At 61.5% G+C, this 15,066-nt stretch carries 10 protein-coding genes and 5 tRNA genes; all 15 read right to left on the minus strand.

Going from position 1 to position 15,066, the window contains the following annotated elements:
• Window positions 1–189: 189 nt before the first annotated feature.
• The 15 genes from rpoC to BO996_RS00795 all read right to left on the minus strand — a co-directional run bounded on the left by rpoC (window position 190) and on the right by BO996_RS00795 (window position 14,889).
• A complete protein-coding gene (gene rpoC, locus BO996_RS00725) occupies window positions 190–4,419 on the minus strand; it encodes a DNA-directed RNA polymerase subunit beta' (protein WP_013800273.1) in 4,230 nt (1,409 codons plus the stop codon).
• A gap of 23 nt (window positions 4,420–4,442) precedes the next feature.
• Window positions 4,443–8,555 carry a DNA-directed RNA polymerase subunit beta gene (rpoB, locus tag BO996_RS00730; protein ID WP_071953774.1) on the minus strand — a complete coding sequence of 1,371 codons (4,113 nt, stop codon included), beginning with the start codon at window positions 8,553–8,555 and terminating at the stop codon, window positions 4,443–4,445.
• A 276-nt stretch (window positions 8,556–8,831) separates the two neighbouring features.
• The gene (gene rplL / locus BO996_RS00735; RefSeq protein ID WP_012202441.1) at window positions 8,832–9,209 is read right to left on the minus strand and encodes a 50S ribosomal protein L7/L12; all 378 of its coding nucleotides are present in this window, start codon (window positions 9,207–9,209) and stop codon (window positions 8,832–8,834) included.
• Between the two features lie 37 nt (window positions 9,210–9,246).
• Window positions 9,247–9,774 carry a 50S ribosomal protein L10 gene (gene rplJ / locus BO996_RS00740; RefSeq protein WP_012202440.1) on the minus strand — a complete coding sequence of 176 codons (528 nt, stop codon included), beginning with the start codon at window positions 9,772–9,774 and terminating at the stop codon, window positions 9,247–9,249.
• A 226-nt stretch (window positions 9,775–10,000) separates the two neighbouring features.
• Window positions 10,001–10,696 carry a 50S ribosomal protein L1 gene (gene rplA / locus BO996_RS00745; protein ID WP_013800271.1) on the minus strand — a complete coding sequence of 232 codons (696 nt, stop codon included), beginning with the start codon at window positions 10,694–10,696 and terminating at the stop codon, window positions 10,001–10,003.
• The gene (gene rplK / locus BO996_RS00750; RefSeq protein WP_012202438.1) at window positions 10,697–11,128 is read right to left on the minus strand and encodes a 50S ribosomal protein L11; all 432 of its coding nucleotides are present in this window, start codon (window positions 11,126–11,128) and stop codon (window positions 10,697–10,699) included.
• Between the two features lie 140 nt (window positions 11,129–11,268).
• Window positions 11,269–11,853, minus strand: a complete 585-nt coding sequence (gene nusG, locus BO996_RS00755; protein ID WP_012202437.1) for a transcription termination/antitermination protein NusG — start codon at window positions 11,851–11,853, stop codon at window positions 11,269–11,271.
• Window positions 11,853–12,236: a preprotein translocase subunit SecE gene (gene secE, locus BO996_RS00760; protein ID WP_012202436.1), complete on the minus strand. Its 384-nt coding sequence runs from the start codon at window positions 12,234–12,236 to the stop codon at window positions 11,853–11,855. The genes nusG and secE overlap by 1 nt, the downstream gene beginning before the upstream one ends.
• A gap of 86 nt (window positions 12,237–12,322) precedes the next feature.
• Window positions 12,323–12,398, minus strand: a tRNA-Trp gene (locus BO996_RS00765).
• A 9-nt stretch (window positions 12,399–12,407) separates the two neighbouring features.
• Window positions 12,408–13,598 (minus strand): elongation factor Tu, encoded by a 1,191-nt coding sequence (gene tuf, locus BO996_RS00770; protein WP_013800270.1) that lies wholly within the window; start codon window positions 13,596–13,598, stop codon window positions 12,408–12,410.
• A 78-nt stretch (window positions 13,599–13,676) separates the two neighbouring features.
• Window positions 13,677–13,751 (minus strand) — tRNA-Thr (locus BO996_RS00775).
• 43 nt (window positions 13,752–13,794) lie between these two features.
• Window positions 13,795–13,868 (minus strand) — tRNA-Gly (locus BO996_RS00780).
• Between the two features lie 55 nt (window positions 13,869–13,923).
• Window positions 13,924–14,009, minus strand: a tRNA-Tyr gene (locus BO996_RS00785).
• Between the two features lie 91 nt (window positions 14,010–14,100).
• A tRNA-Arg gene (locus tag BO996_RS00790) sits at window positions 14,101–14,176 on the minus strand.
• Between the two features lie 80 nt (window positions 14,177–14,256).
• The gene (locus BO996_RS00795) at window positions 14,257–14,889 is read right to left on the minus strand and encodes a TetR family transcriptional regulator (protein ID WP_169807227.1); all 633 of its coding nucleotides are present in this window, start codon (window positions 14,887–14,889) and stop codon (window positions 14,257–14,259) included.
• Window positions 14,890–15,066: the final 177 nt, after the last annotated feature.

Consider the following 15,066-nt stretch of genomic DNA (forward strand, 5'->3'; position numbering starts at 1 on the left):
CCCGCCTGCGCAGGGCAGGCCGGGAGCGTCACATCATCAAGCACTTGCGCCATGCACTGCTCTAGGAGACAGCGTGTCCCAACAAGAGGGACGCCGAGCAAGGGCCGCCCCGCAGCGAGGGCGTCGTCCCCCTCCCGCGTAGCGAGAGAGGGGGAAGCGGCACAGCCGCTCAGGGGGTGACACCGCCTATCAGTCAGCGGAAGCGTCACCGGCGACGGCAGCCACGCCAGCGTCGTCGTCAGCCATCACACCGGCCAGTTCGGCCGCTTCGGCGTCGGCGATGGCGCGGCGCTCTGCGTCGTCCATGGCGTCCTTGGCCTTGCGTGCCTGGTGGTAGGCCAGACCCGTACCAGCGGGGATCAGGCGACCCACGATGACGTTTTCCTTCAGGCCACGCAGCTCGTCGCGCTTGCCCATGATGGCAGCCTCGGTGAGCACGCGGGTCGTTTCCTGGAACGACGCGGCGGAGATGAAGGAGTCGGTCGACAGCGAAGCCTTGGTAATACCCAGCAGCACGTTGGAGTACGTGGCGGGGATCTTGCCTTCGCGCTGCAGGGCCTCGTTGGTATTGAGGATTTCCGAACGCTCGACCTGCTCGCCAGCGATGTAGGTCGAATCGCCGGTGTTCTCGACCACGACGCGGCGCAGCATCTGGCGAACGATCACCTCGATGTGCTTGTCATTGATCTTCACACCCTGCAGACGGTAGACGTCCTGCACTTCATCAACGATGTAGCGCGACAGCTCCTCGATGCCCAGCAGGCGCAGGATGTCCTGCGGATCGGCGGGACCGTCGACGATGGACTCGCCCTTGTTGACCACCTGGCCTTCGTGCACCAGGATGTTCTTTTCCTTGGGCACGAGCTCTTCCCAGACCTTGCCATCCAGATCGGTGATCTGCATGCGCACCTTGCCCTTGGTTTCCTTGCCGAAGGAGATGGTGCCGGTCATCTCGGCCAGCGTGCCCTTGTCCTTGGGCGTACGGGCTTCGAACAGCTCGGCCACGCGGGGCAGACCGCCGGTAATGTCGCGGGTCTTCTGGCCTTCGACAGGGATACGGGCCAGCACTTCGCCGGGGCCCACGTCCTGGCCGTCACGCACCTGGATCAGAGCGCCGACCTGGAAGCCGATCGTCACCGAGTGGTCGGTGCCGGGGATCTTGACTTCCTGGTTGTTGGCATCGATCAGCTTGACCTGAGGACGCACGACCTTGGCAGAGCCACGGCGCTTGGGATCGATCACCACCAGCGTGGACAGGCCGGTCACTTCGTCGACCTGCTTGGCCACGGTCAGGCCCTCTTCCACATTCTCGAAGCGCACCTGGCCGGCGTACTCGGTAATGATGGGTCGGGTCAGCGGATCCCAGTTGGCCAGGATCAGACCGGCCTTGACCTGCTGGTCGGGCCTGACGGTCAGCACGGCACCGTAAGGCACCTTGTGGCGCTCACGCTCGCGGCCATTGTCGCTGATGACGATTTCGCCCGAACGCGAAATCACGACCAGCTCACCCTTGGTGTTGCTGACGTAACGCATCGTGCTGTTGAAGCTGATGGCGCCGTTGGACTTGGCTTCCACGCTCGATGCGATGGCAGCGCGCGAAGCGGCACCACCGATGTGGAAGGTACGCATGGTCAGCTGCGTGCCGGGCTCGCCGATGGACTGGGCGGCGATCACACCCACGGCTTCGCCGAGGTTGATCTGGCCGCCGCGGCCCAGGTCGCGGCCGTAGCACTTGGCGCACAGGCCGTAGCGGGTTTCGCAGTTCAGCGCGGTGCGGACCTTGATCTCGTCCACGCCTTGCAACTCGAGTTCATCGATCCCGTCTTCGTTGAGCAGCGTGCCTGCGGGCAGCAGGACGGCCAGCGTCTCGGGATGCACGACGTCCTCGGCCGTGGTACGGCCCAGCACGCGGTCGCGCAGCGACTCGATCACTTCACCGCCTTCGACGATGGCGCGCATCAGTGCGCCATTGGTCGTGCCGCAATCGTCCTCGTTGACCACCAGATCCTGCGTCACGTCCACCAGACGACGCGTCAGGTAGCCGGAGTTGGCCGTCTTCAACGCCGTGTCGGCCAGACCCTTTCGGGCGCCGTGAGTGGAGATGAAGTACTGCAGAACGTTCAGGCCTTCACGGAAGTTCGCCGTAATGGGCGTCTCGATGATGGAGCCGTCAGGCTTGGCCATCAGGCCACGCATGCCGGCCAGCTGGCGGATCTGCGCGGCCGAGCCGCGGGCGCCCGAGTCGGCCATCATGTAAATGGCGTTGAACGATTCCTGCTCGACTTCGTTGCCGTGGCGGTCGATGACCTTTTCCTTGGCAAGCTGGGCCATCATGACCTTGGAGACTTCGTCGCCGGCCTTGCCCCAGATGTCCACCACCTTGTTGTAGCGCTCGCCAGCGGTCACGAGACCGGAGACGTACTGCTGTTCGATCTCCTTCACCTCGGCTTCGGCACGGCCGATGATCTCGGCCTTTTGCGGCGGCACCAGCATGTCGCCGATGGCGATCGAGATACCGGCGTGCGTGGACAGGCGGAAGCCGTTTTGCAGCAGCTTGTCGGCAAACACCACCGTGGCCTTGAGACCGCACTTGCGGAACGAGGCGTTGATGAGCTTGGAGATTTCCTTCTTCTTGAGCGCCTTGTTCATGTGGCTGAACGGCAGGCCCTTGGGAAGGATCTCGGACATCAGGGCGCGGCCCACGGTGGTTTCCACCAGGCTGGTCGAAGGCTCGAACTCGCCGGAGTCCTTGTTCTTGGTCCACTCGGTCAGACGCACGCTGATCTTGGCGGCCAGTTCGACCTGGTCGGAGTCCAGCGCGCGCTGCACTTCACCGATGTCGGCGAAGATCATGCCTTCGCCCTTGCCGTTGATGCGCTCGCGCGTTGCGTGGTACAGACCCAGCACCACGTCCTGCGAAGGAACGATGGAGGGCTCGCCCGATGCGGGGAACAGCACGTTGTTGGAGGCCAGCATCAGCGTGCGGGCTTCCATCTGTGCTTCCACCGACAGCGGAACGTGGACAGCCATCTGGTCACCGTCGAAGTCGGCGTTGAAGGCCGCGCAGACGAGCGGGTGCAGCTGGATGGCCTTGCCTTCGATCAGGATGGGTTCGAAGGCCTGGATGCCCAGTCGGTGCAGCGTGGGAGCTCGGTTCAGCATGACCGGGTGCTCCTTGATGACCTCTTCGAGGATGTCCCACACCACGGGCGTGCCGGATTCGACTTCCTTCTTCGCCGCCTTGATGGTGGTGGCGATGCCGCGCTGCTCGAGCTGCGCGAAGATGAAGGGCTTGAACAGTTCCAGCGCCATCAGCTTGGGCAGACCGCACTGGTGCAGCTTGAGGTACGGACCCACCGTGATCACGGAACGGCCCGAATAGTCCACGCGCTTGCCCAGCAAGTTCTGGCGGAAACGACCGCTCTTGCCCTTGATCATGTCGGCCAGCGACTTCAGGGCACGCTTGTTGGCGCCCGTCATGGCCTTGCCACGGCGGCCGTTGTCCAGCAGCGAGTCCACCGCTTCCTGCAGCATGCGCTTTTCGTTGCGCGCGATGATTTCCGGAGCCTTCAGCTCCAGCAGGCGGCGCAGACGCGAGTTGCGGTTGATGACGCGGCGATACAGGTCGTTCAGGTCGGACGTTGCGAAGCGGCCGCCGTCCAGCGGCACCAGCGGACGCAGGTCCGGGGGCAGCACGGGCAGCACTTCCATGACCATCCAGCCCGGCTTGATGCCGGACTTCTTGAACGCTTCCAGCAGCTTCAGGCGCTTGGCGTTCTTCTTGACCTTGACTTCGGAGCCGGTCAGATCGCCGCGCAGGCGCTCGGTCTCGACGTCGATGTCGATGCCTTCGAGCAGATCCTTGATGCCTTCGGCGCCCATCTTGGCTTCGAACTCGTCACCGTATTCGGTGCGCTTGGCCTCGTAATCGTCCTCGGTCATGATGCTGAACTTCTTCAGCGGGGTCATGCCGGGGTCGGTCACCACGTAGGCTTCGAAGTACAGCACGCGCTCGATGTCGCGCAGCGTCATGTCGAGCACCAGGCCCAGACGCGACGGCAGCGACTTCAGGAACCAGATGTGGGCACAGGGCGCAGCCAGGTCGATGTGGCCCATGCGCTCGCGGCGCACCTTGGTCTGGGTCACTTCGACGCCGCACTTCTCGCAGATCACACCGCGGTGCTTGAGGCGCTTGTACTTGCCGCACAGGCACTCGTAGTCCTTGATGGGGCCAAAGATCTTGGCGCAGAACAGACCATCGCGCTCGGGCTTGAACGTGCGGTAGTTGATGGTCTCGGGCTTCTTCACCTCGCCGAAGGACCAGGAACGGATCTTCTCGGGAGAAGCCAGACCGATCTTGATGGCATCGAAATGCTCATCAGGCGTGAATTGCTTGAACAGGTCGAGTAGAGATTTCATAAGACTCTTTCCCTTTTCAATATTTAAGAACGCTCAAGCTCGATGTCGAGGCCCAGGGAGCGGATTTCCTTGACCAGCACGTTGAACGACTCGGGCATGCCTGCCTCGATGGCGTGCTCGCCCTTGACGATGGATTCGTACACCTTGGTACGGCCCACCACGTCGTCGGACTTCACGGTCAGCATTTCCTGCAGCACATAGGCGGCGCCGTAAGCTTCCAGCGCCCACACTTCCATTTCCCCGAAACGCTGGCCACCGAACTGGGCCTTGCCGCCCAGCGGCTGCTGCGTCACCAGAGAGTACGGACCCGTGGAGCGGGCGTGCATCTTGTCGTCGACCAAGTGGTGCAGCTTCAGGTAGTGCATGTAGCCGATGGTGGTCGGACGCTCGAAGCGGTCGCCGGTGCGGCCGTCATACAGGTAGGCCTGCGTGCGCGACTCGGTCAGTCCCTTGCGCTGGGCCAGTTCCTCCGGATATGCCAGATGCAGCATGTCCTGGATTTCCTGCTCGGACGCACCATCGAACACCGGCGTGGCAAACGGCACGCCCGTGGTCAACGCCTGCGCCATGGACACGATCTCCTTGTCGTCGAGCTGCGTCAGGTCTTCCTTGCGGCCGCGCGAGTTGTAGATCTCTTCCATGAAGGTGCGGATCTCGGCGGCGCGGGCTTCCTGCTGCAGCATGTCGCCGATGCGCTGGCCCAGGCCCTTGCCGGCCCAGCCCAGATGCACTTCCAGCACCTGGCCGATGTTCATACGCGAAGGCACGCCCAGCGGGTTCAGCACGATGTCGGCAGTGGAGCCGTCGGCCATGTAGGGCATGTCCTCGACCGGAACGATCTTGGAGACCACACCCTTGTTGCCGTGGCGGCCGGCCATCTTGTCGCCGGGTTGCAGGCGGCGCTTGACGGCCAGGTAGACCTTGACCATCTTGAGCACGCCAGCGGGCAGCTCGTCGCCCTGGGTGAGCTTCTTGCGCTTTTCTTCAAAAGCCAGGTCGAAGCTGTGGCGCGTCTGCTCCAGCGAGTTCTTGATGGACTCGAGCTGGGTGGCGACTTCGTCCTCTGCAGGACGGATGTCGAACCAGTGGAACTTCTCCACGCCGTCCAGGTAGGCCTTGTCGATCTTGGCGCCCTTGGCCAGCTTCTGCGGACCGCCGTTGGCCACGCGGCCATTGAGCAGCTTTTCGATACGGTCGAAGGCGTCGGCCTCGACGATGCGCAGCTGGTCGTTCAGGTCCAGGCGGTAGCGCTTGAGTTCATCGTCGATGATCTGCTGGGCGCGCTTGTCACGCTGGATGCCTTCACGGGTGAAGACCTGCACGTCGATCACGGTGCCTTGCGAGCCCTGGTCCACGCGCAGCGAGGTGTCCTTCACGTCGGAAGCCTTCTCGCCGAAGATGGCGCGCAGCAGCTTCTCTTCAGGCGTCAGCGTGGTCTCGCCCTTGGGCGTGACCTTGCCGACCAGCACATCGCCGGGCTGCACTTCCGCACCCACGTAGATGATGCCGGACTCGTCCAGGCGGTTGAGCTGCTGCTCGGACAGGTTCGGGATGTCGCGCGTGATTTCCTCGGCACCGAGCTTGGTGTCGCGGGCCATCACCACGAGTTCTTCGATGTGGATCGAGGTGTAGCGGTCTTCGGCCACCACGCGCTCGTTGATCAGGATCGAATCCTCGAAGTTGTAGCCGTTCCAGGGCATGAAGGCGATCAGCATGTTCTGACCGATGGCGATTTCGCCCAGGTCGGTCGATGCGCCGTCGGCCACCACGTCACCCTTGGCCAGCTTGTCGCCACGCTTGACGATGGGACGCTGGTGGATGTTGGTGTTCTGGTTGGAACGCTGGTACTTGATGAGGTTGTAGATGTCCACGCCGACTTCGCCGGCCACGGCTTCCGCATCGTTCACGCGGACCACGATGCGCGTTGCATCGACATAGTCCACGATACCGCCGCGGGTTGCCGTCACCACGGTGCCGGAGTCCACTGCCGCCACGCGCTCGATGCCCGTGCCCACCATGGGCTTTTCGGGACGCAGCACAGGCACGGCCTGACGCGACATGTTGGCGCCCATCAATGCGCGGTTCGCGTCATCGTGTTCCAGGAACGGAATCAGCGAGGCAGCCACCGACACGATCTGTGCGGGCGACACGTCCATGTACTGAACGCGCTCGGCCGACACCAGGGTCGAATCACCCTTTTCGCGCGCAGACACCAGGTCGCCGATCAGGCGGCCTTCGGCATCCAGGTCGGCATTGGCCTGGGCGATGATGTACTTGCCTTCCTCGATGGCCGACAGGTAGTCGATCTCCATCGTGACCTTGCCGTCGGCCACCCGGCGGTACGGCGTCTCGATGAAGCCGTACTCGTTCAGGCGGGCGTACAGGGCCAGCGAGTTGATCAGGCCGATGTTCGGGCCTTCAGGCGTTTCGATAGGGCAGACGCGGCCGTAGTGGGTCACGTGCACGTCGCGCACTTCGAAGCCTGCACGCTCGCGGGTCAGACCGCCCGGGCCCAGGGCCGAGACGCGACGCTTGTGCGTGATTTCGGCCAGAGGATTGGTCTGGTCCATGAACTGCGACAGCTGCGACGCACCGAAGAATTCCTTCAGGGCGGCCGAAATCGGCTTGCTGTTGATCAGGTCATGGGGCATCAGCGGCTCTTGCTCGGCCTGGCCCAGACGCTCCTTCACAGCCTTCTCGATACGTGCCAGGCCGGTGCGGTACTGGTTTTCGGCCAGTTCGCCCACGCAACGCACACGGCGGTTGCCCAGGTGGTCGATATCGTCGACTTCGCCCTTGCCGTTGCGCAGATCCACCAGGATCTTGACCACGGCCAGGATGTCCTCGTTGGACAGCACCATGGGGCCGGTGGCGCCATCGCGGCCGACCTTGGCGTTGAACTTCATCCGGCCCACGCGCGAAAGGTCGTAGGTGTCGGGGTTGTAGAACAAGCGCTGGAACAGGGCCTGCACGGCGTCTTCGGTCGGCGGCTCGCCGGGGCGCATCATGCGATAGATGGCCACGCGTGCAGCGAACTCATCGACGGTTTCGTCGGTGCGCAGGGTCTGCGAGATGTAGGCGCCCTGGTCCAGCTCATTCGTGTAGATGCACTGCAGATCCTGGATGCCGGCGCTGCGCAGCTTCTTGAGCAGGGACTCGGTCAGCTCTTCATTGGCCTTGGCGATGATCTCGCCCGTGTCCGGATCGACGATGTTCTTGGCGACCACGCGGCCGATCAGGAAATCTTCGGGGACGCTGATGAACTTGGTGCCCGACTGCTCCAGCTCGCGCGTGTGGCGAGCGGTGACGCGCTTGTCCTTGGCGACCACGACCTTGCCCGACTTGTCGGTGATGTCGAAGCGCGCGACTTCGCCGCGCAGGCGCTCGGAGACGAACTCCATCTGCGCGCCCGAATCCATGAGGCGGAAGTTGTCGTTGACGAAGAAGTTGGCCAGGATCGATTCCGGCGTCAGGCCGATGGCCTTCAGCAGAATGGACACGGGCATCTTGCGGCGACGGTCGACGCGGAAGAACAGCAGGTCCTTGGGGTCGAACTCGAAGTCCAGCCACGAGCCGCGGTAAGGAATGATGCGTGCCGAGAACAGCAGCTTGCCCGAGCTGTGGGTCTTGCCCTTGTCGTGCTCGAAGAACACGCCAGGCGAGCGGTGCAGCTGCGAGACGATGACACGCTCGGTGCCGTTGATGATGAACGAGCCCTTTTCGGTCATCAGGGGCACTTCGCCCATGTAGACCTCTTGCTCCTTGACTTCCTTGACCACCTTGGACTGCGAGGTCGAAGACTCACGGTCATAGATGATCAACTGGACCTTGGCGCGCACGGCGGAGGCGAACGTCAGACCACGGGTCTGGCACTCGCGCACATCGAAAGCAGGCTTGGCGAGGTTGTACTCGACGAACTTCATCTCCACAAAACCGTTGTGGGAGACGATGGGGAAGGCGGAGTTGAAGGCCGCTTGCAGGCCTTCGATGGTGCGTTTTTTGGGGGCTACATCTGACTGCAAGAATGCGGTATATGCATCTTTTTGCATCTGCAGCAGGTAAGGCACTTCGAGCACGCTGTCGCGGCTCCCGAAGCTTTTGCGGATTCGCTTGCGTTCGGTGTAAGAATAGGCCATGAGATCTCCGGGCAAAGACATGAGTCCTGGGTCTGCGACGACTGCCCCACATGGAAAGCTCCCTGCGGGCTTGGCGGTTGGCCACTACCAACCATGGCTGACGGCGATGCGTTGCACATCGCCCGAACCAAGGCATCTTCTGCTGTCGGGTTGTCAGAAGACACTAAAAAACAGACTGTGCTGACTGCTTTTTAGTGTGCTCTATGGATCAGCGCTCCACAAGCGCCAAAGGCTGGAGGCCCTTTTTCGGAGCCTCCAGCCCTTGAGGGGACTGAATTACTTCAGTTCAGCCTTGGCACCGGCTTCCACCAGCTTCTTCACAGCGGCTTCAGCGTCAGCCTTGGCAACGCCTTCCTTGACGTTCTTGGGAGCGCCGTCGACCAGGTCCTTGGCTTCCTTCAGACCCAGGCCGGTGATTTCACGCACGGCCTTGATGACGGAAACCTTGTTCGCGCCGGCTTCGGTCAGCACAACGTTGAACTCGGTCTTTTCTTCTGCAGCAGCAGCGCCGCCAGCAGCGCCGCCAGCAGCGGGAGCAGCCATAGCGGCAGCGCTCACGCCAAACTTCTCTTCAATGGCCTTCACCAGGTCATTGAGTTCCAGGACCGTCATGCCGTCGAGCGCGGTCAGAAATGCGTCTTTATCGAATGCCATTTTGATTTCCTAACAATATTGGTTAACTGCCGCGCGCTCAGGCTGCGACTGCTTCGGCTGCCGGTTCTTCGGCAGAGCCTTCGCTCTTCTTTGCCGCCAGGGCGCCCAGCACAACGGCCGTACGCGAGATAGGCGACATCAGCAAGCCACACAGTTGTGCCAGCAGAACTTCCTTCGAGGGGATGTTCGCCAGTTGCTTCACACCGTTCACGTCCAGGGCCTTGCCTGCAAACGCACCACCGCGGATCACCAGCTTGTCGTTGGTTTTCGCGAAGTCGGCCACCACCTTGGCGGCGGCCACTGCGTCTTCAGAGAAGCCATAGATCAGAGGGCCGGTCATCTGGTCGGCGACAACGTCAAACTGGCTGCCAGCCACAGCACGGCGGGCCAGCGTGTTCTTCAACACGCTCAGGCTCACACCCTTGCTGCGAGCATCAGAACGCAGTTTGGTCATGTCGGCGACCGTGATGCCGCGGTATTCCGCGATCACAAGCGTTTGAGCTTTTGCGGCGAGGCTGGTCACTTCATTGATGACCGCTTCTTTCTCACTGCGATTAAGACTCAAGGTCTACTCCTTCAAATGCGCACTCGGGGCAAGCCCCTCATGCGCGCTCTTGTTGCAGCGACCAACTGTTTTGGAAATGCATCCATCTGCAGCGGGATCGCCATCTGCGTTGGCCCCGGGGGTTTAAGTGCCGCAAGGCACACCAACGGTCTTGGATGACCCGGCGCATCGCTGCACCGGCCCACCACTGAGGCACCCCGAAAGGTGTCTCAAGATTTCTTGGCTATCAGGCCGAGATGGTTTGCGTGTCGACGCGAACGCCCACACCCATGGTCGACGAAACAGCGACCTTGCGCAGGTACAGGCCCTTGCTCGAAGCGGGCTTGGACTTGTTCAGGGCGTCGATCAGCGCAGCCAGGTTGCCTTGCAGCTTCTCGTTGTCGAACGAGCGGCGGCCGATGGTGGCGTGGATGATGCCGGCCTTGTCGACGCGGTATTGCACCTGACCAGCCTTGGCGTTCTTCACAGCCGTGGCCACATCGGGAGTCACCGTGCCAACCTTGGGGTTGGGCATCAGGCCGCGCGGGCCCAGGATCTGGCCCAGCGTACCGACGACGCGCATGGCGTCGGGGGCAGCGATGACCACGTCGAAGGGCATGTCGCCAGCCTTCACGCGGGCAGCCAGGTCGTCCATGCCGACCACGTCGGCGCCGGCAGCCTTGGCTTCTTCAGCCTTGGCGCCTTGGGCGAACACAGCCACGCGGGCAATCTTGCCGGTGCCATGGGGCAGCACGACAGCGCCGCGAACCACTTGGTCAGACTTCTTGGCGTCCACGCCCAGTTGCACGGCCACGTCGATGGATTCATCGAACTTGGCGGTGGCAGCATCCTTCACCAGCGCGACTGCGTCAGCGAAAGCGTACAGCTTGGTGGACTCCACCTTGCCCTGGAGAGCCTTTTGCTTCTTGGTCAACTTGGCCATTTACACGCCCTCCACAATCACGCCCATCGAGCGAGCCGAACCAGCCAGCGTACGCACGGCGGCGTCCACGTCAGCAGCGTTCATGTCCTTCAGCTTGGTGTTGGCGATCTCTTCCAGCTGAGCGCGGGTGATCTTGCCGACCTTGTTCTTCAGGGGGTTGGAAGAACCCTTGTCCAGCTTGATGGCCTTCTTGATCAGCACAGTCGCCGGAGGCGTCTTGATGATGAAGGTGAAGCTCTTGTCCGCGAAGGCCGTGATGACCACGGGCAGGGGCAGTCCGGGCTCGACACCTTGGGTCTGGGCGTTGAACGCCTTGCAGAATTCCATGATGTTGAGGCCGCGCTGACCCAGCGCAGGACCGATCGGGGGAGAGGGATTGGCCTTACCAGCTGGCACTTGCAGCTTGATGAAGCCGACGATTTTCTTCGCCATTGAATGCTCCTTGCGGGTATAGCGCCGCCGACCCAACCAACAACAGTTGCAGCCGACAGCTCCCCGGGGGTTAAAAGACTCTTGTGAGAACGCCCTGCACCAAGCCTAAAAATGCAGAGCCAGAGATTGTAAGCGGTAACTCAGGTTTTTTCAACCTGGGCAAATTCAAGCTCGACCGGCGTGGAGCGACCGAAGATCATCACGGAGACGCGCAGACGGCTCTTCTCGTAGTTGACCTCTTCGACAGAGCCGTTGAAGTCCGTGAACGGACCTTCCTTGACACGCACCAGCTCGCCGGGCATGAACTCGACCTTGTGGCGCGGCTTTTCCGTGCCTTCCTGCATCTGGCTGACGATCTTGCGCACTTCCTCTTCGGAAATGGGCGCAGGACGGTTCTTGGCACCGCCCACGAAACCCGTCACCTTGCTGGTGTGCTTGACCAAGTGCCAGGTATCGTCGTCCATGACCATCTCGACGAACACGTAGCCAGGGAACAGACGGCGCTCGGTAGTGCGGCGCTGGCCATTCTTCATTTCCACCACTTCTTCAGTGGGGACAAGAATGCGACCGAACTTGGACTGCATGTCAGAGCGCGCGATGCGCTCGATGATGTTGCGCTCAACCGCCTTTTCCATGCCGGAGTAGGCATGGACGATGTACCAGCGCAGATCCGGATTGGCAGGCGCTGCCCCTCCGTCGTTCACACCCGTTTCGACAGCATCCATTACTTCCTCCAGCCCAAAATCAGGTCGTACAAGACCCACTCAAGCGTCTTGTCCGTGAACCACAGGAACAAGGCCATGATGACGACAAAGCCGAAGACGTACAAGGTCATCTGCATGGTTTCCTTGCGCGTCGGCCAGACGACCTTCTTGACTTCGCGCCAGGCATCCTGGGCAAAGCTCACGAAACGCTTTCCGGGCTCGGAAACAAGGAACGTGCCAGCAGCTGCAGCCAGGCCAACCAGCAGCACCAGCCACTGGACGATGGGGCCTTGCTTGCTCAGCAGATAGAAACCTGCGATCGCAGCAACGACTAAAGCCGCGACTGCGGCAAGCTTGGCTTTGTCAGCTCCGGAGCTGACCGTTTCAACCTGAGTAGTGGCCATAATCCATTTCTAATGCGCATCTTTTGCGCAACGCCAAGACACCGAAGCCCGCTTTGGGGCGGGCTCGTTGCGATTCCACCATCAGGTGGCAGGGGCAGTAGGAATCGAACCTACAACCTTCGGTTTTGGAGACCGACGCTCTGCCAATTGAGCTATACCCCTACGAATCAATTAGGCAATGATCTTGGCAACCACGCCAGCGCCCACAGTACGGCCACCTTCGCGGATAGCGAAGCGCAGACCTTCTTCCATGGCGATGGGGGCGATCAGCTTGACGGTGATCGACACGTTATCGCCAGGCATCACCATTTCCTTGTCGGCGGGCAGCTCGATGGAGCCGGTCACGTCGGTCGTACGGAAATAGAACTGGGGACGGTAGTTGTTGAAGAACGGAGTGTGGCGACCACCTTCGTCCTTGGACAGCACGTACACCTCAGCCGTGAAGTGGGTGTGGGGCTTGATGGAGCCGGGCTTGCACAGCACTTGGCCGCGTTCCACGTCTTCACGCTTGGTGCCGCGCAGCAGCAGACCCACGTTGTCGCCAGCTTGACCTTGGTCCAGCAGCTTGCGGAACATTTCCACGCCGGTGACGATGGTCTTCTGGGTGTCGCGGATACCGACGATTTCGATTTCTTCGCCGACCTTGATGATGCCGCGCTCGATACGGCCAGTCACCACGGTGCCACGGCCAGAGATCGAGAACACGTCTTCCACGGGCATTGCGAAGGCACCGTCCACAGCGCGCTCGGGCGTGGGGATGTAGGAGTCCAGTGCTTCAGCCAGGCGCAGGATGGCAGGTTCGCCCTTGTCGGACTGGTCGCCTTCCAGGGCCAGCTTGGCCGAGCCACGGATGATGGGGGTGTCGTCGCCGGGGAAGTCGTACTTGGCAAGCAGCTCGCGCACTTCCATTTCGACCAGTTCCAGCAACTCTTCGTCGTCCACCATGTCGCACTTGTTCAGGAACACGATGATGTAGGGCACGCCCACCTGACGGGCCAGCAGGATGTGCTCGCGGGTCTGGGGCATGGGGCCGTCAGCGGCCGAGCACACCAGGATGGCGCCGTCCATTTGAGCAGCGCCGGTGATCATGTTCTTGACGTAGTCGGCGTGGCCGGGGCAGTCAACGTGAGCGTAGTGGCGACCGGCCGTTTCGTACTCGACGTGGGCGGTGTTGATCGTGATGCCGCGAGCCTTTTCTTCAGGTGCTGCGTCGATCTGGTCGTAAGCCTTGGCTTCGCCGCCGAACTTCTTGGACAGAACGGTAGCGATAGCAGCCGTCAGGGTCGTCTTGCCGTGGTCCACGTGACCGATGGTGCCAACGTTGACGTGCGGCTTGGTACGCTCGAATTTTGCTTTAGCCATTTTTCCGACTCCGAAAAAAATCTAAATCACTACAACAGGATTTGGCGCAACCCCATCTAGCGAGCGCACCAGAGATAATGGTGCCCATGGGCAGGATCGAACTGCCGACCTCTCCCTTACCAAGGGAGTGCTCTACCACTGAGCCACATGGGCCTTGAGGCTGCCGAAGCAATCTCAAAAAACTTTGCGCGCCAACTGGAGCGGGAGACGGGAATCGAACCCGCGTCATTAGCTTGGAAGGCTAGGGTTCTACCATTGAACTACTCCCGCACAGATTGACTGCACGTCGCCATCTTTTCAGATGACTTCTCTTCTTCACCATTACTGGTGGAGGGGACTGGATTCGAACCAGTGTAGGCGTAAGCCAACAGATTTACAGTCTGCCCCCTTTAGCCACTCGGGCACCCCTCCGAAGAGATTTGAATTCTAGCACCGTTTTTTTCGTCAGAAAAATTTCAGTGCATTTTTTTCTCAGGCCACCTGGGCGATCCAAGAAAAATTGTGGTGCGGCTGGCGGGGATCGAACCCACGACCCTTGGCTTCGGAGGCCAATACTCTATCCACTGAGCTACAGCCGCTCAGGGCATCGCTGCCCTGCACAAGCCGAGCATTGTCGCATGACTTTGCCCCGGCACGTCCAAGCCCCCAGGACCCGGCGCTATTGCGCCTGCGGCACCGTGAAGCCCAACCCCCGCAGGCAGACGTCCACCGCCTGCGCGCCCACCTGCTTGAGATCGAAGGCCCTTCCCAGCAGCCAGCTCTGCAACAGGCCATCGAACATGGCGCACAGCGCGATCGAGGCCTGGGGAGCCGGCATGGACATGGTCACCGCATGGCTTTCGGCAGCCGCGCGCAGCGCCAGCTCCAGTTGCGCGGAAAAAGAGTCCAGTGCGGCACGGTTGCGCTCCTGCACAGGCATGAGCTCGCCCACGTATTCCACCTTGAGCAGCAGGATCTCGAAGACGCGCCGCGTGCTGTCGTCATCGGCGATGCGCCCGAAGACCACAGCCATCAGGCGCCGCACATATTCCAGTGCATCGCACTCCGAATCGTCCTCGCAGTCGCCCTGGGCCGCCTGCTCCAGCGGGAGCGTGACGCGGTCCAGCATGGCGTAGAAGAGATCCAGCTTGTCCTTGAAATGCCAGTAGACCGCACCGCGCGTGGCGCCGGCTCGCTGGGCAATCTCGTTGAGCGAGGCCCGGGCGACACCCTGTTCGTAGAACACTTGCTCCGCAGCGTCCAGCAGACTGTTGCGCGTTGCAAACGCATCTTCTTTCGTTCGTCGTGCCAAGATGTATTTCCTTCCATCGTTGAGCCCGGCCATGCCACGCTACGCCATGCTTCGCGCCGCCTTGCAGCAACAGCGGTCATTATACATTCATGTATGTATGTATAATCCGCGACTTGCCCGTGGACACGGGCGTTCCGGATAGCGCTGACCGGAACGTCAACATCGTTATTTGATTCA

The organism is Delftia sp. HK171, assembly GCF_001886655.1.
Classification (GTDB): Bacteria; Pseudomonadota; Gammaproteobacteria; order Burkholderiales; family Burkholderiaceae_C; genus Comamonas; species Comamonas acidovorans.